The organism is Vitiosangium sp. GDMCC 1.1324 (assembly GCF_003044305.1).
GTDB lineage: Bacteria > Myxococcota > Myxococcia > Myxococcales > Myxococcaceae > Archangium.
In genome coordinates this window covers 1089351-1108986 of sequence record NZ_PZOX01000001.1, presented here as the reverse complement: position 1 = coordinate 1108986, position 19636 = coordinate 1089351, and the positions used below count along the sequence as shown (strand labels likewise).

General features: G+C 67.5%; 16 protein-coding genes. 13 read left to right on the top strand and 3 right to left on the bottom strand.

All coding sequences use genetic code 11. The features are described from left to right. Window positions 1-78 precede the first annotated feature (78 nt). The 4 genes from DAT35_RS04270 to DAT35_RS04255 all read left to right on the top strand — a co-directional run bounded on the left by DAT35_RS04270 (window position 79) and on the right by DAT35_RS04255 (window position 4220). Complete coding sequence (locus DAT35_RS04270; protein ID WP_108065554.1) at window positions 79-864, top strand: hypothetical protein; 786 nt, start codon at window positions 79-81, stop codon at window positions 862-864. A 10-nt stretch (window positions 865-874) separates the two neighbouring features. Next, window positions 875-1333, top strand: coding sequence for a nucleoside 2-deoxyribosyltransferase domain-containing protein (locus DAT35_RS04265; RefSeq protein ID WP_108065553.1), 459 nt, complete (start codon window positions 875-877; stop codon window positions 1331-1333). Between the two features lie 66 nt (window positions 1334-1399). Continuing rightward, entirely contained in the window at window positions 1400-3433 is a 2034-nt protein-coding gene (locus DAT35_RS04260) for a hypothetical protein (RefSeq protein ID WP_108065552.1), read from the top strand. Window positions 3434-3635: 202 nt separating this feature from the next. Continuing rightward, a complete protein-coding gene (locus DAT35_RS04255) occupies window positions 3636-4220 on the top strand; it encodes a hypothetical protein (protein WP_108065551.1) in 585 nt (194 codons plus the stop codon). Window positions 4221-4253: 33 nt separating this feature from the next. Here DAT35_RS04255 and DAT35_RS04250 read toward each other — a convergent pair whose 3' ends face one another. Further along, the gene (locus tag DAT35_RS04250; RefSeq protein ID WP_108065550.1) at window positions 4254-6233 is read right to left on the bottom strand and encodes a TIM44-like domain-containing protein; all 1980 of its coding nucleotides are present in this window, start codon (window positions 6231-6233) and stop codon (window positions 4254-4256) included. Window positions 6234-6335: 102 nt separating this feature from the next. Between DAT35_RS04250 and DAT35_RS04245 the strand changes: the two genes are divergently transcribed. Both DAT35_RS04245 and DAT35_RS04240 read left to right on the top strand, forming a co-directional pair. Continuing rightward, on the top strand, window positions 6336-7112 hold the full coding sequence (locus tag DAT35_RS04245) for an enoyl-CoA hydratase-related protein (protein WP_108065549.1): 777 nt from the start codon (window positions 6336-6338) through the stop codon (window positions 7110-7112). Between the two features lie 97 nt (window positions 7113-7209). Then, entirely contained in the window at window positions 7210-7755 is a 546-nt protein-coding gene (locus tag DAT35_RS04240) for a GNAT family N-acetyltransferase (protein ID WP_108065548.1), read from the top strand. Here the strand turns inward: DAT35_RS04240 and DAT35_RS04235 are convergent. Continuing rightward, entirely contained in the window at window positions 7752-8801 is a 1050-nt protein-coding gene (locus DAT35_RS04235; protein ID WP_233261285.1) for a leucine-rich repeat domain-containing protein, read from the bottom strand. The two genes, DAT35_RS04240 and DAT35_RS04235, sit on opposite strands and share 4 nt — an antisense overlap. A gap of 139 nt (window positions 8802-8940) precedes the next feature. On the opposite strand from DAT35_RS04235, the gene trxA reads away from it, so the two are divergent. After that, window positions 8941-11250, top strand: coding sequence for a thioredoxin (trxA, locus tag DAT35_RS04230; RefSeq protein WP_108065547.1), 2310 nt, complete (start codon window positions 8941-8943; stop codon window positions 11248-11250). Between the two features lie 2 nt (window positions 11251-11252). Further along, window positions 11253-12545, top strand: coding sequence for an FHA domain-containing protein (locus DAT35_RS04225; RefSeq protein WP_108065546.1), 1293 nt, complete (start codon window positions 11253-11255; stop codon window positions 12543-12545). A 52-nt stretch (window positions 12546-12597) separates the two neighbouring features. On the opposite strand, the gene DAT35_RS04220 is transcribed toward DAT35_RS04225, so the two are convergent. Beyond that, window positions 12598-15048 carry a ribonuclease H-like domain-containing protein gene (locus DAT35_RS04220; RefSeq protein ID WP_108065545.1) on the bottom strand — a complete coding sequence of 817 codons (2451 nt, stop codon included), beginning with the start codon at window positions 15046-15048 and terminating at the stop codon, window positions 12598-12600. A 138-nt stretch (window positions 15049-15186) separates the two neighbouring features. On the opposite strand from DAT35_RS04220, the gene DAT35_RS04215 reads away from it, so the two are divergent. The 5 genes from DAT35_RS04215 to DAT35_RS04195 all read left to right on the top strand — a co-directional run bounded on the left by DAT35_RS04215 (window position 15187) and on the right by DAT35_RS04195 (window position 19512). Continuing rightward, the gene (locus DAT35_RS04215) at window positions 15187-15855 is read left to right on the top strand and encodes a YafY family protein (RefSeq protein ID WP_108065544.1); all 669 of its coding nucleotides are present in this window, start codon (window positions 15187-15189) and stop codon (window positions 15853-15855) included. Next, window positions 15852-16604, top strand: a complete 753-nt coding sequence (locus DAT35_RS04210; protein WP_108065543.1) for an ABC transporter ATP-binding protein — start codon at window positions 15852-15854, stop codon at window positions 16602-16604. Before DAT35_RS04215 ends, DAT35_RS04210 begins: the two co-directional genes overlap by 4 nt. 5 nt (window positions 16605-16609) lie before the next feature. After that, window positions 16610-17413, top strand: coding sequence for an ABC transporter permease (locus DAT35_RS04205; RefSeq protein ID WP_108065542.1), 804 nt, complete (start codon window positions 16610-16612; stop codon window positions 17411-17413). A 211-nt stretch (window positions 17414-17624) separates the two neighbouring features. After that, a complete protein-coding gene (locus tag DAT35_RS04200; protein WP_108065541.1) occupies window positions 17625-18404 on the top strand; it encodes a DNA/RNA non-specific endonuclease in 780 nt (259 codons plus the stop codon). A gap of 91 nt (window positions 18405-18495) precedes the next feature. Beyond that, window positions 18496-19512, top strand: a complete 1017-nt coding sequence (locus tag DAT35_RS04195; protein WP_108065652.1) for a protocatechuate 3,4-dioxygenase — start codon at window positions 18496-18498, stop codon at window positions 19510-19512. Window positions 19513-19636: the final 124 nt, after the last annotated feature.

Sequence of the window (19636 nt, the reverse complement as noted above, 5' to 3'; positions counted from 1 at the left end):
GCGGCTGACACTCGCGACTCTCGGACGGTGCTCGTCCTCCCGGGATGCTGCACCATCCGGGGACGAACCGAGCCCGTCATGGAAAAGGCAATCCAGACATTCGAGGGGCTGATCCGCAGGAGCCTCGCTCCCTCCGTGACCTTCTTCGTCATCCTCGCCCTGGGCGATCTCATCCGCGCCGTGCTGAACGGGGAATCGGCGCAGACCCAGGTCATGTGCTACTTCGGCTTCCTCAAGTCACTCGAGTCGTCGCCGGGGCTCTTCGTTCCCATCGCCATTCTGGTGGTCATCGGCATCAGCAACGGGCTTTACGCCACCCAGCAGATGCTCTTCGACAACTGTCTGAAGAAGAACTTCGATCCTCCGAAGTGGCCCCGGTTCAGCGACTCCGTGAAGAGCGAGGCGCGGGCCCTGACGGACCTTCGGACCCGTGTCACCCAGCGGCTCAACACCGAGCCGGACCTCGTCAGGCTGTGGAGCCTGGACGAGCCCACGGACTACATCCTCTACGAGATCCTCGGAGGCATCGACCCGACGGACACGCGCTCCTTTGTCGACTCCGCCAAGATGATGGGGATCGTCTTCGTCTCCATCATCCTGGTCCTGCTGGGCCATGCCGTGACCCTGGTGGCCCATGCGGTGCTCGCCTGGGACTGGCCCCACTGGTGCACCTGGGTGGCGATCCTGCTGCTCCTGCTGGCGGCGCGGCTCTTCTACTGGTGGGGAAGGGAAGCCACCCGCAGCCAATACCGGGCACGGGCCTTCCGACTCTACGTCAACTTCCTCGCCATGCCGCTGGAGCGCATCCGTCGCCGCCTGTTGCGGCCGGCTGAAGACACGCCGCCTGCACCCCAGGGCAAGTAAAGAAGGGCTCATGACCCGTCCCGCACATCCGGCCGGTACGTACGTGGCGCTCTACGGCAGTGTCGGGGAGGACTGGCGCCGCCGGGCCAGAGCCCTTCTCGATGCGGCGAACATTCCCTGTCACGATCCCACGGATCCGCGCTGGCGGGGCATCACCCACGAGAACGGCGATCAGCACCAGGAGCTCATCGACCAGCTCGTGGCCGAGGAACATGACGGCCTCCTCGGAGCGGGCTGCGTGATCTTCCACCTCGTCGGAGGCCCGGAGGCTCCGCCCTCCCTGGCGGCTCGCTTCGAGCTCGGACTGCTCGCCGGCCGGGGCATCGCCACCTTCGTCCACGTCGATCCGGATGCACCGGGCCGCAACTACATCTGGGCGGCGATCAAGCGCCACCCGCACCTCGTTCGCTGCGACTCGGTGGAGGACGCGGCGCGACAGGCGATTTCCCATATCACCAGAAATGTTTGATTTGCTTGATTTCACCACCAGTATTGGTGGAATATTCCGCACCGAACCGCTCCTGACGGAGGATTCATGCGGAATTCGATTGACAAGCTCGCCTTACACACACTGGCGGTGCTGCTGCTCGCGATGGGAGCACAGCCGGCCTGGGCCCAGCAGAAGCAGGTGAAGACGGTGTCGCCGTCGGCCAGCATCCCCGGTGAGACCTACTGGCAATACACGCTCGAGGAGGGCTCCAGCTGGCAGCTCGTCCAGTCCAGTGGCTACGCCGTGGACGATGACGGCCGGTACTTCAGCGAGCGGATGTACATGATCCAGGACGTGAACGGCCTCTACAACGCGCCGCTGCCCGCCGGCGTGAGGGAGGACCTGCTCAGCTCCGTGGATGCCACCAGCACGGCCTTCGTCCTCAGCGAGACCATCGTCAACGAGATCGCCATCTCCGAGCAGCAGGGCTGGCTCACCCCCGCGCTGCAAGCCATTGCCGAGCCCGATGACATCGGGGAGCCCCTGCCCATCGCTCCTTCCTCGGGCATGTCCCGTCTGGGGCTCTTCGGGAAGTGCAGCGACAAGGTGGTGAGCAAGAACAAGTCCTTCAACTACAGCACGCCCCTCAACACCAACTTCAACATTGGCGGAGGCTTCTCGGGCAACCTGTCGCTGACGGGCGACGCGCAGACGTCGGCGTCGGGTGAGGTCCAGGTCAATCTGAAGCGCTACAAGATCTTCGGCATCTGCATCCCCTATGGCGTCAAGTTCGACCACGCGCGCGCCTATGGCACCGTGATGGTGAACACGGGCACCACGCTCAGCGGCACGGTCAACTACGCCAGCCCCGGCAATTGGGAGTGGCAGATCGCCAAGCCGCACCTCTTCGGCTTCACCTTCTTCATCGGCCCCATCCCGGTCTACGTCGGCTTCAACCTGCCCATCACCGCGGGCCTGGAGCTCAAGGCGTCCGTGACCGGCTCCGTCACCTACAGCGCCTCGGAGGCCGCCTCGGGCTACTTCGACTACTCCTGCACGCTCGACAGCTGCGGCGGCTACGCCAACATCAGCACGAGCAGCTCTCCCCAGACGTTCACCGGAAGTGTGTCCGGGCGGATCCAACCCACGGTGTACGCGCAGGTCGGGTTCCGGGGATACCTCTACAGTGACAGCTTCGCCTATGCGCAGGTGGGCGTGCGCCCCTACCTGTACGGCGACCTGTGGGGCTACTACGGCAACAACTGCGGCGACGCGAACGGCGACGGGTACTACGAGACGGTGGACGCGCTGACGTTCGATCTGGACTGGCAGATCTACATCACCGCGCAGGCGGACACCTTCCTCACCAGCGAGAAGCGGTGGAACCTGTGGAACACCGCGCGCTGGCACATCAACTACTGGGATCTGATCGGCTCCGACGCGCTCCAGCCCATGCTGGTCGGCGCCGGGAGCGTGCCGGTCAACTTCTCGCAGGGTTACACCGCCCGGATGCGCCCGTGCTGGCCGTATACGGACAACGTCAACTACCAGCTCGCCTGGGGCGATGGGACCACGTCGTACCCGAGCGGTGCGGCGACCGGAACGGCGGTGTCCCACTCCTGGTCGTCCACGGGAACGAAGGGCCTCACCCTGACCGCGGTGAGCGACGCCCATGGCCGCGTGTTCAACGCGTCGACGGCGCGCAACATCCAGGTGACCCAGGGCGGCGCCACGCACCTCGGCCTGACCTGGAAGGTGCTCGGGACGAACGGCTCGTACGTGCACGTGGGCAACGACAGCCTGTCGAACGTCTACTCGGGCGACACGAGCCCCAGCGTGTCCCTGCCCATCCTGTGCCTCAAGAAGGACAACCGGACGGCTCCCTCGTACATCACGTTCGACTTTTACAACGGCTGGGCGGGCGGTGAGGTCCGGCTCACGGGCCCCGTTGCCGGCACGTCGCTCACCTCGAGGAGCGCCGCGGACGCCATCTGCGCCGGAACCTTCGGCACGGGCTTCCGGATGGCGGAGTTCCACGACGGCAATGGCGGCTGGACCTGGTGGGCCCAGGGGGTAATCAGCTCCGCCAGCCGGTTCTGGGTGGCGATCAATGATCAGCCCGCCAATCCCTGGAACTGAGGGCTGATGCGAGCCGCCGGGGTCTCGAACAGACCTCGGCGGCCGCACCGTGCGGCCAGGCGAGCCGAACCCTGGCCGCTCTGATCATCGACCTTCAGGCGGGAGCCCGTCCGCCTGGAACCAGGGGGGAGTCACAACGGAGCCTTCGTGCATTCCATTCCGAGGATGAGGAGATGTCCTCTCCGACGGAGGAACGCACGCCATGATGGACACGCACATCGATCAGCGCTTCAAGCGGACCTGGGACTTCTTTCTAGCCAACGTGGGGGGCTTGCTCCTCGGAGGGTTGGTGGTCCTCGCCGGCTGGCTCGTCATCATCCCCGGGCCCTGGTTCTCGCTCAACCTGCTCCAGGAAACGCTCGAGTGTGCCCGCTCCGGACGGCCCGTCCGCTGGCAGGCCACCTTCGAGCGGCAGGGCAACTTCGTGAAGAGCTGGGGGCTCACCCTGGCCATGGGGATCCCCCTCGCCATCGGCTACGCGCTCCTCATCGTGCCGGGGGTGCTCCTCTCGCTGTATTGGTTCCACGCCCCCATGCTCGCCGCCGATGGCCGGAAGACACTCGACGCGCTCTCCGAGAGCGGCCGCATCTTCCGGCGCAGGAACGACTGGGCGGCCTACTTCCTCAACTGGCTCGTCCTGGCGGTACTCTCGGCCCTGGGGGGCGTCACCGCCTTCGCCCTCCTCCTCACGGTGCCGCTCTCCCTGGCCTACCTGGCCTTCTGCTACACCGACGAGGTCGGGACGGTGCCGACGGTCGCGCTGCCGAGGCGGGAAGTCGTGGTGTGAGTCCCGCGAGCAAGCCGCGCGGCCGGGCAACCCCTACCGGTCGCGCAGGAACTCCGTCAGTTTGTCCGTGAGTCCCAGGTGGCCAGCGGCGAACTCGAGCATCCGCCGCTCCTTCCGGTCGATCCGCCCGTCCACGAGGGCCATCTCGACCAGGTTGCGCAGGAAGACCTCGGCCTCGGGCGTGCCGCGCTGGACGAGCCGCGTGAAGAGCTGGGGACCCGCGTTGATGGCCATCTCCACGTTGCTCCAGGGCACGCTCCAGCGGCGTGCGCACAGCTCGAGCAACTTGCGCTCCGCGCTCGCCACCTCGCCATCCGACGCCGCGAGCGCGGCCATCATGTAGAGCAGGCGCTGGCGCTCCTGGGGATCGGCGATGACGTCATCCACCACTCCCTGGACGGGCGCCGGCTCGTCCACCGTGGGCGGGCGCGCGGGCGCAGGTGCGCGCACCGCGTTCCGGCGCTGGTTCGCGGCGGCATCGAAGCGCCGCTGCTCGCGGGCATCCCACGACTCGAAGGGATCCGCCGAGGCCAGCACCCAGTCCCGTTCGCCACTGCCCAGCGCGGCGCCGCAGTAATCACAGGTGATTGCGGCCGAGTCCGTGAGGGGCGCGTTGCACTGAGGGCACCGGTTGGTGGACATGCCGTTGTCCGTGTTGGTCTGGGCTCCGTGTTTGCGAACCAGCGTGAAGACCCATCGCTGAGGCATCGTCGGCAGGGAGGAGGGCGGGTGCTCATTCGCCGGACCGATCCCCATGCGAGCGCTCCAGCGCACCTCGATGTCGGCTCGATCGAAGCCCTCCGGATTCAACGTGAAGCCCCGGGTGATGACGCCACCCACGGCACACTCCAGGAACACCTTCCGGCGGCCCCGCTCGCGCAGACCGCCGAGTTCCTCGTCCAACCGGCTGAGGGTCTGGGGCGCAGCCACCTTGTGCAGGCGCTCCGTGGTGCCGCGGCTCTGGGCGTCGATCCACTTCCAGAACAGCAGCGACGCCCGGTCCTCGAGGATCTCCAGGTTGAGGGCCGGATCGGCCTGGCGCGCCTCGCGCAGGTTGTCCACCTGGGCGTAGTGGCGCACATGCTCGATGCCCTGGGTGATCTCCGAGAGCGTCCAGTCGTAGTTGCCCGAGTTGACGATGGCGCCACAGTACTCGCAGCGGTTGGCCGCGCCGCCCTTGTACGGGGCTCCGCACTGGGGGCACTTGCCCTGGAAGAGATCCTCACCGATGCGCGTCTGGACTCCGGGCTTGCGGACGAAGGACCAGACCTCGGTGAAGGCCTCGAGGGAGGCACGCTTCGCCGCGGCGATGGCCTCGGACTCGGAGGCGGAGGCGGCCACGTCGGTATCGCGCATCCGGGCACGCACGCGCATGTGGACGGTGTCGAACCACTGGCTCTGGTCCAGCCCGATGAGCTGCACGTCCAGCACCTCGATGTCGGTGATGGCGTCGCGCACGCCCTGAGCCGCCATGAGCTGGAGCTGCACGTCGAAGCGCTGGTACGTGGCGTCCGACAGGAAGGGCCTCACGGGGGACATGTCCCGCTTGAACCACGCGTCCTGCAGCGACAGGAAAAGCTGGCGCGTCCGGTCGATCAGCGGCTGGAGCTCGAACTGGGGATCCTTGAGGCGCAGGGCGTTGACCCAGCCCTGGACGTCCCGAGTGGAGACCTGGGTGCGCTGCTCGGCCTCGCGCTGCTGGAAGGCCCGCTGGGTGGCACCCGTGGGGTGGAGGTTGCGCTGGTAGAAGTACCAGACGGCCACACCCACCCCGATCAGCGGGAGCATGATGTGGGGATAGCGGAAGGTGAGCCGCACCAGCCAGTAGAGGAGCTCGATGGGAATGCTGCCATCGCCGCCCCCGCCGCCGGAATCCCGGTCCCGGGAAGGCGCGGAGTAGTGCTCGCCACCTCCGCCGCGGGCCAGGGCCTCGAGGGGGACGAGCAGAACGAGCGCGAGGCCAGGGAGCCAGGGCGCCCAACGAGCGAGGGAGCGTTCAACGGCGGTGCGCATCGTCGGAAAGAGTAACCGTTTCCGCCTTGTCAGGCCCGAAGACTCGCCGCAGGCTGGGGGTTCGAGTGGTGGCCCGGTGTAGGGCCCGGTAAGGGAGGGAACATGGCGGAATTCAAGGTCGACGCACGAGGACCCATCGAGATCTGGACCATTGACGGCGAGGGGCGGCGCAATGCCATCAGCCGGTCGATGCTGAAGGAGTTTGAGGAGATGGTGACCCGCGTCTCCCGCGGCCACGACACGCGGGCGGTGGTGATCACCGGGGCGGGGGACAAGGCGTTCTGCGCGGGGGCGGACCTGAAGGAGCGCAGCACGATGAGCGAGCCAGAGGTGCGGGCCTTCCTGGACGGGCTGCGGCGCACCTTGAGGGCCCTCGAGAAGAGCGACTGCGTGTTCATCGCGGCGATCAACGGGGCGGCATTTGGCGGAGGGACGGAGCTGGCGCTCTCGTGCGACCTGCGGGTGGCGGCGCCGGCGGCCGAGCTGGGGCTGACCGAGGTGAAGCTGGGCATCATCCCCGGCGGAGGCGGGACGCAGCGGCTGACGCGGCTGGTGGGGCCGGGCAGGGCAAAGGATCTGATCCTCACCGGGCGGCGCCTCAACGCGGCCGAGGCCTTCAGCATCGGGCTGGTGAACCGGCTGGCGCCGGAGGGACACCTGCTGGACACGGCGTACTCGATGGCGGAGAGCATCGTGGAGAACGCGCCGATCGCGGTGGCGACGGCGAAGCACGCCATCGACGAGGGCCTGTCGCTGGAGATGGACGAGGCGCTCGCGCTGGAGCTGCGCCACTACGAGAAGGTGCTCGCCACCGAGGACCGGCTGGAGGGCCTCAAGGCCTTCGCCGAGAAGCGCAAGCCCGTCTACAAGGGCCGCTGAGGCAGGCAGGGGAGACGGGCTCGACACCTGTCTCCCTTGCCCCAGGGGTATCCCGGTGCGACCCTGGCCCCTTCACTCCCTGCTTTGGAGACCGAAGGTGATTGCTCCTGGACCGACCCTCGAAACCGCGCGCCTCATCCTGCGCCCCACGGCACTGGAGGATCTGGATGGCTTCGCGACCCTCATCGGCGACCCGGAGTCCGCGCGCTTCCTGGGCGGAGTGCAGCCGCGCTCGGTGGCCTGGCGAGCCATGAGCGCCATGGCAGGCTCGTGGGCGCTCCAGGGCTTCTCCATGTTCTCCGTGATTGAAAAGGCGACGGGCCGCTGGATGGGGCGCGTCGGTCCCTGGATGCCGGAGGGCTGGCCGGGGCCGGAGGTCGGCTGGGGCCTGATCCGCGAGTCCTGGGGTCGCGGCTACGCCACCGAGGCCGCGGTGGCGACCATCGACTGGGCCTTCGATCACCTCGGGTGGACCCGGGTGATTCACTCCATCGCGCCGGACAACACGCCGTCTCAACAGGTGGCCATCCGTCTGGGCTCGCGCCTGCTGGGCCCGGGGAAGCTGCCGCCGCCCTATGAGAGCTCTCCGGTGGAGATCTGGGGCCAGGACCGCGACACCTGGAGGGCACGGCGCCGCGCTTAGAGGGTTCCCACCTTGCAGTCCGGGAGCGCCCTCCGCAGCTTCTCAATCTCTTCTGGAGGAATGGGGGTCCAGTAGAGGTCCAGCGTCTTGAGGCTCGTCATCAGGAAGAGGCAGGCCGGGAGCGATTTCAGCTCCGTGGCTTGCAAGTCGAGGAACCTCAGTTGCTTGAGCTGGCCCAGCTCCTCGGGGAGCGAGGTGAGCCCCGTATTCTTCAGATTGAGCGACTCGAGGCTCTGGAGCTGACCCACCTCCGGAGGCAGGGATTTCAGCTCGCGATTGAAGGAGAGATCCAGCTTCGTCAGCTCGGAGAATTCTCCAATCACCGCGGGCAGCTCCCCCAGCTTCCTCCCGTTCAGCGTGAGCTCCTTCTCCGTCCTGGGAAACGCGGACAGCAGCCCCTCCGCGCCGCCCTTCTTGGGAGCCTTCACCGCCAGAGGGAGGGAGTCGCTCTCCAGCGAGAGAGGATCTCCCAGCTCCTGCTCGTCCTCGTCCGCCTCTTCCTCGTCCAGCTCCGAGAGCGCTTCGCTCAGCGCTCCCAGCTTCTGCTCGAGCCAGGTGGAGAACGGCCCCAGCTCGCGCTCAGGCAGACTGTCCTCCACATTCCAGACCACCAGCTCGTCGCCGTCCTCGCTCTTGCCGAAGCAGTACCCGTTGACGTCGTTGATGTCGCCGGAAGCGAACATCACGAAACGGTAGGCGTGCGTGCCGGCCTCTCGCTCCTTGCGAACCTCCACCCATTTGCGGCCCGGTTCACCCATCTGCTGGGAGAGCGACAGCATCCAGCGGGGAGGAAGAAAGGCCAGCGCCGCATCACCGCTGGAGACCCACCGGTAGCCAAGTTCCTTCACGAACTGGAGGTACTCCGGGGGAAGGAAGGGCGAGAGGTCGAACCCGTGCGGAAAGGCCATGGCGCGCGGCTCGAGTTCCGCCGGATAGCTACCGGCGGCGTCCTTGCCCAGCTTCTTGAGGAACTGATTCTCCAGGCGCTTCCACTCTTTCGCGGGCGATGTGTCACCAGGCTTTCTCGTCTTCTTCGCCGCCATCATTTCCTCGAGTCATGCAGCCGGACACCCCTCGCATCCGGCTGGAACCCTCTACTCTCCGCGCATGAGCCCGAGCAGTGCAATCTGGTTGACGAAAGGCCCATGGCCTCCTCTTATCCGGCCTCCCTGAACAGGAGTTGACGTGGCGGGAAAGACGGTCGAGCTGACCCAAGAGAACTTCGAGACAATCACCCAGGGCCCTGGGTTGTGCTTGGTGGACTTCTGGGCCGAGTGGTGTGGCCCCTGCCGCGCCTTCGCCCCGGTCTTCGAGGCCGCTGCCCAGCGGTTCTCCGAGGTCACCTTTGGCAAGGTCGACACCGAGGCCCAGGAGGAGTTGGCCGGGCAGTTCGAGATCCGCTCCATTCCCACGCTCATGGCGTTCAAGGACGGCGTCGAGGTCCACCGCGCCTCCGGTGCGTTGTCCGCCGCCGCGCTGGAGAGCCTGGTGCGCAAGCTGAGCGCCCTCGACGTGGCCGTGGAGAAGCAGCGGGCCGCGAACCGGAAGCTGACGGCGGAGGGGACGCCGCCTCCCGGTGTTCCCCCCGAGGCGGAGTGGGACGACGGAGACCAGGAGTGGGCCCACGGCGCCACCGACGAGAAGGGCCGCAAGCACGGTCCCTGGAAGTTCTGGCGGGCCGACGGCACCCTCTGCAACGAGTGCATCATGCGGCAGGGCCAGCCGCATGGGCCGTTCAAGCGCTTCCACGAGAGCGGCGAGGTGTCCCAGGATGGCACCTTCGAGAAGGGCGAGTTGCACGGCCCTCGCACCTGGTATGCGTCGGACCACTTCACCACCGAGCGCATGCATGAGAACGGCGTCAGCGAGAAGGTGCGCAAGACGGTGATGGTCTACGAGCATGGCCGGGTGGTGCAGGTGCTGCACTTCAATGGGACCGGCCAGCGCGTGATTCCGTCCACCGGCGAGCCCTACCCGACACGCCCGGCGCATCTGCCCGAGCAGGCCGAGTTCCGTGAGGACCTGGACCAGTGGACGGCCGTCTCCCTCAACTCGGAGGGGGAGCGCCACGGTCTGTGCCGGTTCTGGGACCGGGACGGTAAGCTCATCTGGGAGGCCGAGTACGACGACGGCACGCGCCACGGGCGGTATGCCTCGAGCGCCGAGGACGAGTACGCGGACTCCCGCGTGCGGTTCGACGAAGGCTCCGTGGAGCACGACTATGCCTGCGGGACCTGGTCGCTCCTGGATGCTCAGCGGCAGGTCGTGCTCACCCGGGACCTGGGCGTGGCCCAGGATGACGATGCGCTCGAAGGCTCGCCCGTGTTCTCCAACGTCCCGCGGGAGGCGGAGGCCTGGCGCGAGCTCGCGCAGCAGGCCCTCTCCGAGCGGCGCCACCGGGAGGCCCTCGTCGCCATGGCGCGAGCCAGCGCGACGGCGCTGGACGTCCAAGGCTTGAGAGAATGGCTGGAGCGGCTCACCCTGCCTCGGACGGAGCAGAGCGCGCTCTCCACCGCCGCCCAGGTGGTAGAGGAAGCGGGGAGCAGCTGGGCCCCCATGGCGGATGCCCTCGTGAGAGGAGGAGACGCCGCCACCGTGTTCCGCGGCTACGCGGTGCTCCTCGATCAGTCGGAGCGGCCTCGTGCCGCGCTGGACTTCATCCACGCCGCGATGTTGCTCGCTCCGAAACGCACGGAGTACCTGTTCACCCGCGGCCTCATCCTGGTCAACCTGGGACTGGGGGAGCAGGTGAAGAAGGATGCCGAGGCGCTCGCGGCGGTGGATCCGGACACTGCCCGGTTCCTCGCCACCTATGCGCGAGCCCTCTTCCCACGCTTCGACTTCTGGGCGGGGCAGGAGGCCCCACGCTGCACCTACAATGGGCTGCCCGAACGGCCCGAGCAGGAGATCGAGGCCATTCAGGGCGTGGTTCGCAAGTACGCCACTCGGCTCCAGTTGCTGCGCGCGGAGATCCTCCAGCGCTTCAAGCCCGGAGCCCAGGTGCCATGGCTGCCACCCGATCTCTCCACGCTGCTGGCCGGCGGCCCGGTCGAGCTGGAGCAGACCGAGGTGGAGCTCGAGGATGGCGACACGGTGGAGGTCGACGAAACGCTGAGTGTGAAGGGGCTTGGGCTGCCGGACCTGGCACGCATGGCCCGCGCCGACTGGAGCGCGCTGACCTGGCTGCTGTGGGCCTGCGGTGAGCGGACGATCCGGATGCCAGAGCAGATCGCTCCGCCCGCCGACTTCGGACTGGCGGCAGGGCAGGCCGCCCAGCGGCTGTGGCAGTGCCGGGACCGGAGGATTCGCGGTGGACGCGGCGCCCAGGAGTCGGGGTCGCCGACCTTCGCCTTCGAGGGAGTCGAGCTCCCGGAGCTCCACCCGAACCTGGTGGGCATTCCCGAACAGCAGTACGCCGAGACCCAAGCGATGTTCTATTGGCTCACCAACACGGCCCACGTGTCGCCGTGGCAGAACAACCTCAGGGGCAGCTAGTCATGAACCGGATTCGCCAAACCATCGAGGTCTCCGAGCCCCTGTGGCGGGCACTGGAGATGATGAGCCGCGACATGGGAGTGGACCGGGATGCCCTGGTGGCCCAGGCCCTCTTCCAGCTCGCACGGCAGAATGGCTACGTGGCACCGACCGTCGTGCCGCTCAGCGAGAATCCCGCCCCGGAGACGGCTCCCACCCAGGCACCGCCGCCTGCCGTTGTTGTTGTGACGCGGCCGACCGTCGAGGAAAAACCCTCGCAGGTTGCCGTGCCCACCGACTCCGCGGCGATCACCCCAGCCGCTGCCGTTGCTCCGCCCAGCGTTGAGACAGTCCAGGACGCACCTGCCTCGGTTGATTCCGCCGCCCTCGTGCTGGCCCGGATGCAGGAGGTCCTCGCGGAGGTCGACGCTGTCGTGCAGCCGCAGGCGGATGCGGCGGAAGAGGATGACGAGGACTCGGCCGACGACGAAGACTCCGCCGACGACGAGCACTCGGCTGACGACGAAGACTCCGCCGATGACGAAGACTCGGCTGACGACGAGGACTCGGCCGACGGCGAAGGCTCATCCGACGACGAGCACTCGGCTGACGACGAGAACTCGGCCGACGACGAAGACTCATCCGACGACGAGGACTTGGCCGACGATGCGGACTCGGCCGACGATGCGGACTCGGCCGACGACGCGGGCTCGACTGATGACGAAGACTCGACTGATGACGAGGACTCGACTGATGACGAGGACTCGGCCGATGACGAAGACTTGGCTGACGACGAGAACTCGGACGACGACAGCGCTGACGCTGCTTTCGCCGAAGAGGGCTCCTCGGAGGAGGACGCCTTCACCGCGCCCCCGCCCAGGATCGACTCCCGCCCGGCGGCACAGCCTCCCCAGCGGCCTGCGGCAACCCGTCCTGTTGCGCGGCTGACCCCCTCTGGTAGCGCGGCTGCATCCGCGAAGGCCCGCCCGGACGAACCCACCAACGTCGTCCAGGCGCCTGCGGCCTTGGAGGTGTTCGTCCGGCTGGCGCAGGGCGCCCCCGTCCCGGTCAACTCGGAGCGATTCACTCTCGGCCGCGGCCCCAAGTGCAGCCTCGTCGTGAAGTCCGAGCGGGTCTCGCGCGAGCACGCCGTCATCGTCCGCGAGGGGAACGAGGTGTTCATCGAGGACCTCAACTCCTCGAACGGCACCTGGTTCAACAACCAGCGCATCAAGCGTCAGAAGGTCTCGGACGGCGACGAGTTCATGCTCGGCAGCGAGTCCGTGTTCTTCGTCATGCGAACCCGGGCGCGCTGACCCGCGCTCAGTCTCGGCCTCCCCGAGCCATCCAGGGCAGTCCAGGACACGCTCACTCGAGCGTGTCCCGGGAGAGCTCGCTGTGGGGCTCGGGCAACACGGTCAGGATCGGCCGTGCCTGCGCGAGCGATGGAGCGAAGAGGGAAGGCTGTTCGGGATCAGCGAACACCGCCGCGAAGTCCTCGGGAGTCAGCGCTCGTACGAGCCGGGCCGCGAACGTCTCGCGCAGCAGCCGGACATAGAACTCGGCGTCGTAGTCCCGCGGATCGTTCTCGGCGCCGCCCTTGTGATCATCGTGCGATCGGGCGCTGCCGGTGTCTTCGGCATCCGGGTCTGGCAACAGCCCCGCACGTCCCCTCACGGCCCGATAGACCCGGACGTGCTCGCCGGGAGCCCAGTGTGTCCGACCGCTCGCCAGCACGGCCTCGTAGGACAACTCGCGCCGGCTCGCACGCGTGGCGAGGTACTGTTGCGGGGCCTTCGTCAACCGCACTCGTGCGGCCACGTCGAGCGTCGGAACCTCCCGCCGGCGCAGCGCGAGCACGGTCGAGACATAAGCATCCCGCACGCCCGGAATGTCACCCGCCAGGAGGCAGTGCAGCGCCCGGCGCAGGAAGTCCTCGCCGAAGGGCTCCGCCCGACTGGAGCGGAACGCCACGCCTCGCAGGAGGAGGGGACCCTCATAAGGCTGGAGCGCGTAGTTCTTCGGTTCGTGCGAGAGCATCGCGGCGTAGCGCCCATCGAACTCGAGCTGGACGCGGGGTGGCAACAAAGCCGCCACCTCGGAGACCACCCGGCGCTCGTCGGCCTCGCGCCAGCCGTCCGGCACGGAGAAGTACACGCCGTCCGTATCCGCCTCCAGCAGCGTGACGCCGCGCCGTGCCAATTCGCGGCAGAGAAGCCCCAGCACCTCGCGTCCGCGCCGCGTCACCTCGTTGGCGGCGTGCACATCCGAGAAACGCGTGAGCCCGACCGCGCCCAGGTAGCCATAGGCCGAGTTGACCACGATCTTCATCGCCGCGGAGAGGGCCTCGTTCGTGTACCGCTCCGGTGAGCCGGGCGCCGCCGCACGCGCACGCGCCTTGGCCGCCAGCCGTTGATCCACGAGCCGGTCGACCAGGGCGAGCAGCACGTTGAGCCGATCCCTCTTCGGACCGATCCGGTACTCGCGCATCAGCGAGGGATACAGGCTCGCGACATCCGCCTTCACGATGCGCCGCGCCACGCCCGTGGCGAACAAGTGGAGCGCCGCACCACTGTGGGGCGTGCCATCGCCGCCTTCATGAGCGGGCAGGGCGGCCCCCGCGCGGAGGTACGCGCGCACGAGGAGCGGATCGAGCACTCCCGTCGCCGGACCCGCATCCGCGAGGCGCTCATACCGGCGCGGTGCCATGCGGGCGAGCGCGAAGGCGGCCCCTCCGAGCATGCGCGCGACCCCCGCGGCCTCCGTCACGTCGTCGCGGGCGTAGCGCCGCACGCGCTCGGGATCGCTGCCGAAGACCTCGTACACCCGAGCCCCTGGAATCAGCTCCCGATCCGGGCCCGAGAGGCCGAGGTGCCGCGCGACCGCCTTGAGCCCATGGCCCGGCAGATCGCGAGCCGAGAAATCGTGCCGGCGCACGGCATCCAGGGTGTCGATCAGCTCGCGCCCGGGCATCGTGTAGCGTGAGCGGCGCATCAGCTCGGGAGCGCGCCCCGTCGCGTCCCGTCCGAGTGCCGCCCCCCTCGCCGCGGGGCGCTGCCGCAGACCCGGCGCGCCGGCACGCCCCAGCGCGAGCGGCACACCCAGCAACTGCGCACGGCGGGCAAGGAACGGCAGATCGAAGCCGTGCAGGTTGTGGTTCTCGATGATGTCGGGATCCAGGACACGGACACATGCGACGAACCGGCGAAGCAGATCGGCCTCGGCAGCCTTGTCGTAACCGTGGGCTTCGAGGGTCTCGGCCCTGCCATCGGGGGCTCGCACGGCCACGAGGAAGATCCGGTCGCGGTCGGGGTCCAGCCCGGTCGTCTCGAGATCGAACTGCATGCGGCGCAGCTCGTCGAAGCCGAGCTCGCGAAAGTACGTGCGCCCCGACATGACGAGGTACTGCTCTTCCGGAGGCAGCGCGAGCACCGTCCCGGCCCCCAGCTCACGCAGGTTCGCGAACGAACGGCCAAGACGCTGCGTGGCACCGCGAAGCACGGCCGCGGCCAGCGCCCGCCCATCGTCCGCACGGACCACGTAACGAAGCGCGCCAGGCCCCTCGAGCTCCTGGTACGTCACCCGCTGCGGCGCGGGTCCCTCACTCTCGGGCCGAAGCCTCGCCCCCAGGTGCGCCAGATCCTCCAGAGAGGAGAGCAGCAGCCAGGGACGAAAGCGCACATCCTCGCGTACGAGCTCGCCGGTCCCGGGGATCCGCCGCCAGAGGAAGGCACGGCCGTCGGGCTCCGCCCACACCGAGACGATGCCCGGAGTGGGATCCCAACCCCAGAGCCATTCGTCCTCCATCGTGTCGGCCATTGCGCTCCGCGGCCTCATAGACAGGCAGCCCGTGCGTTCGCAAGACCCCGGCAGCATCACCGCCACCCGCTGAAATTCTTCATGCCATCACTCACCTTGAGGCATGGCCGTGACAGCGGTATGTCAGTTGATGACGCCATGCAGCGAACCGAACGCCTCTTCGCCCTCGCCGAGTACCTGCGGGGCCGCCGCACCGGAGTCACCGCCGAGACCCTCGCCGAGCGTTTCGGGGTGACCATCCGCACCATCTACCGGGACCTCGATGCGCTGCGTGCCGCGTCGATGCCGCTCGCCGCCGAGCGCGGGCGAGGAGGTGGCTACGCGCTCGACCGGAGCTACAGCCTGCCGCCCGTGAACTTCACCGCGCGCGAAGCAGCGCTCCTGGTGGCGCTCGGGCGCTTCGCGATCAACATGCGCCTGCTCCCGTTCACTGACACGCTCGAGTCGGCGCTCGACAAGGTGCGCTCCGCGCTCTCGACGTCCGCGCAGCGCGAATTGCTCGCGCGCCTGGATGAGCTCTCGTTCCTCGGGGTGCCGTCACTCCCGAGCAAGAAGTCCGTCCGCGAGGCCATCGAGCGCGCGTGGTTCGAGCAACAGCCGCTCCGCATCACCTACGTCGACGGAAACTTCATCCAGACGACGCGCGAGGTGCGCATCCAGTCGGTCATCATGGACCGGCACGAGACCCGCATCGACGCCATCGACCTCGGCAAGGGCGAGCGCCGCCATTTCCGGCTCGACCGCATCGCGCACGCCGAGGTGCTCATGCCAGGAGACACGCCATCGGAGTCAGGGGGCCGGGAGTGACGACTCCATCGAAGGTGCTCTCGGTTCTGGACCTGCGCAAACAGTACGGCTCCACCGTCGCCGTCGACGGCATCTCGTTCGACGTGAACCGCAACGAGATCGTCGGGCTCCTGGGGCCCAACGGCGCCGGGAAGACCACGACCATCAACATGGTCCTCGGCGTCCTCGAGCCGAGCTCGGGGAGCATCCGCATCGAGGGGGTGGAGCTCGCGAAGCGCCGCGCCCAGGCGCTCGCACGCACCAACTTCGCGGCCGTCTACGCGCCCCTGCCTGGAAACCTGACCGTGCAGCAGAACCTGCGCGTCTTCGGTCTCATCTACGGCGTGAAGGAGCTCGCGGAGCGGATCGAGACACTGCTCACGCAGTTCGATCTCGTGAGATTCCGCGACGTGAAGTGTGGCGTGCTCTCCTCGGGAGAGCAGACGCGGGTGGCCCTGGCCAAGGCCATGATCAACCATCCGCAGTTGCTGCTGCTCGACGAGCCGACGGCCTCGCTCGATCCCGCGACGGCACGGGACATCCGCGCCCGGATCCGCGAGTTCGCCAGGCAGGGCACCGCGGGTGTGCTCTGGACCTCGCACAACATGTATGAGGTCGAGGAGGTCTGCGATCGCGTGCTCTTCGTCTCGCACGGGAAGATCCTGCTGGAAGGCGACCCCAGGACCCTGCCGCGCGAGCACGGAAAGGCAACGCTCGAGGAACTGTTCATCACCGTGGCGCGCGAGCCGCTCGCGATGGAGAGGCACTGAGCCCCATGTCCTTCAACCGCTCCGCCGCCATCGTTCTGCGCCAGTTCTATCTCCTCCGAGGAAGCCCCTCGCGCGTGTTCCCGCTCTTCGTGTGGGTGGCCATCGACATCGTCCTGTGGGGCTTCATCACGCGCTATCTCAATAGCGTCACCGCGAAGGGGCTCGACTTCGTTCCCTCGCTGCTGGGCGCGGTGCTCCTCTGGGACTTCCTGACCCGGGTCATGCAGGGCGTGACGATGGCGTTCTTCGAGGACGTCTGGTCGCGCAACTTCCTCAACATCTTCGCGACGCCGCTGTCGATCTCGGAGTACCTCGGCGGTCTCGTGCTCTCCAGCATCGCGACGAGCTCGGTCGGGCTCCTGGTGATGATGGTCGTGGCGAGCGCGGTGTTCGGCCTCTCCCTGTTCTCCTACGGCCTGCTGCTCGTGCCGTTCTTGCTCGTGCTCTTCCTTTTCGGGATCGCGCTCGGCATCTTCGGCAGCGCCGTGGTGCTTCGGCTGGGGCCCTCCGCGGAATGGTTCGTCTGGCCCATTCCCGCCGTGGTCTCGCCGTTCGCCGGCGTCTTCTACCCGCTCTCGACGCTCCCCACGTGGATGCAGGCCATTTCGCACCTGCTACCGCCGTCCTATGTGTTCGAGGGCATGCGGACCCTCGTCTCGGGTGGAGCCTTCTCAGCGGCTTCGCTGCTCTGGGGCGCGGGACTCGCCGTGCTCGACATCCTGCTGGCGTGCTGGTTCTTCACGCGCGTCTACCGGCATGCCGTGCGCACCGGCCTCATCGCCCGCTACAGCGCTGAAAGTGTGAGCTAGGGGAGGGTCCCTTGCCGCCAGTGTGTGAAATGCGGCTCGGGTCGTCCGCCGCCTTCACGCAGCGTGTACCCGGATGCACTTCCCGGCCTGGTTTTCGCTAAAATACGCTCTAGCAGAGTTTTCACAGAATCTTTGCTATACGTTTCTTGCTTTCTTGGCATTTGAGGTCTCGAAGTCAGCGAACCCCCCCGTTGAGGAAGGACCCGGAAGAATGCGCACCTTGAACAAGCTCTCTGTCGCGGCGGTGATGGGACTGTTGCTCGGCGGTTGCGGAGTCACGAGCACGGACCTGGGCGGAGAAGGCGTCGCCAGTCAGATGGAGCAGGACTTCGGAGGCCCGGGCGGCCTCATGGATTTCTTCCAGAGTCACTCGGAGGAGGAGATCCGGGAGGCGATGAAGGTCTACGGCGTCGGGTACCGCGTCCACGGGAACGTCACCGCGGAGTTGATCAGCGACTGCCCGAAGTTCTTCCCGTCGAGCGACCGGAGCGTCTGGCACAACTTCGACGGCGAGTACTACTACATCGACAGTGCGGGCCGGCCGAACCGGGCGTACAAGTACCTGCCGCCGATCGTCGCCGCGCCGCGCATCGACTCCTGCCAGACGAGCATCGGGCAATGGGGCGACGCGGAAAACCCCAGCAACGACTATGACGGGGGACACCTCATCGGCTCGCAGCTCGGGGGCTGGGGAGGCCGGGCGAACATCGTGCCGCAGGACGCCAACTTCAACCGCGGCAACTGGGCGCAGCTCGAGAACAAGATGGCCCTGTGTGGGAGCCTGCCGAGCAGCCGGTTGCGCTATTACATCGGTGCGAACTACCCGAACTCCACCACGCTCATCCCCAACAACATGACGATGGAGATCACCAATCAGTCCACGGGGAGCTCCGTGTCCATGTCGTTCTCGAACGTGGACTACGGCGGCACGAATGGCACGACCGATCGCACTCGTGGCGTGAATTGGCTGTCGAGCCAGGGTTGCAACTGAACCCGGGGAGCAGGCGGGCATCCGTCAGCCCCGATTAAGGGAATCTTTAGAACCCGCTTCTACCGTGACGCTCCATGACCTGGAGCTCACGATGACGAAGAAGACGGACAGCCTCGCAACGCAACAGTCCTCCAACGTCCTGCCCAGCCGGAGACAGGCACTCGGCGTCATTGGCGCCTTCAGCGCCTTTGGCGCCATGGTGATGTTGAGCTGTGGCGACGACGACTCGCCTGGCTCCTCGAATCCGGGCTCGGGCACGACCACGGACGCGGGAAGCGACCCTGGATTCTGGGCCACCGGCGGCACCGCCGCGATGACCGCCGCCGCCAGCTATCCCAACCCGTTCGCCTCGGGCATTGGCTCCGTGTGCAAGCTGGCGTGTGAAGCCACCCTGGGTCCCTGCTACGCGAACACCCTGGTCCGCAAGGACATCAGCGAGGGCCACAACGGACTGCCCGTGCGCCTGGCGTTCCTCGTGGTGGACGAGTCCTGCAAGCCCATTGAAGGCGCGAGCGTCGACATCTGGCATGCGGCACCGGAGGGGCTCTACTCGGGCGACGACGCCAGCACGTTCTGCACCGCGGACGACCCGTCCGCCACCTCCGCGCGGTGGTTCCGCGGCGTCCAGACCACGGACGCGAACGGCCGGGCGGACTTCGACACCTGCTTCCCCGGTTGGTACAGCAGCCGGACCATCCACATCCACTTCACGATCCGCGTCAACGGCAGTGAGTACGTGACGTCCCAGCTCGTCTTCGACGACGCGCTGAACGACGACGTCATCAACACCCAGCCGCTCTACAAGGATCGCGGCCCGCGCGACACGACGAACGCCACCGACAACGTCGTCTCGGCCGAGAGCGCCCCCGATTACATGTTCCAGACCCAGCGCATGGCGGACGGCGCCATGCTCGCCTGGAAGACCCTGGTGATCCGCTCCTCGCTGTCGGACCCGTCGTGCCAGATGCCGGGAGGAGGCGGTGGCGGTGGCGGCCCGCCCCCCGGTGGGGACGGTGGCATGGGCCCCCCTCCCGGTGATGGTGGCATCCGCCCCCCGCGCGGAGATGGTGGCATGGGCCCCCCTCCTGGCTCGGATGCCGGCGTGTGAGCCTCTCCCAAAAGGGAAGGGGAGGGATGTGAACCAGTAGTCCACCTTGTTGATCCCGCCACCGGGAATGGTGGCGGTTTGCCTTAGAGCGGGTTGCGCCCGAAATTCTGGGCTCCTATATCGG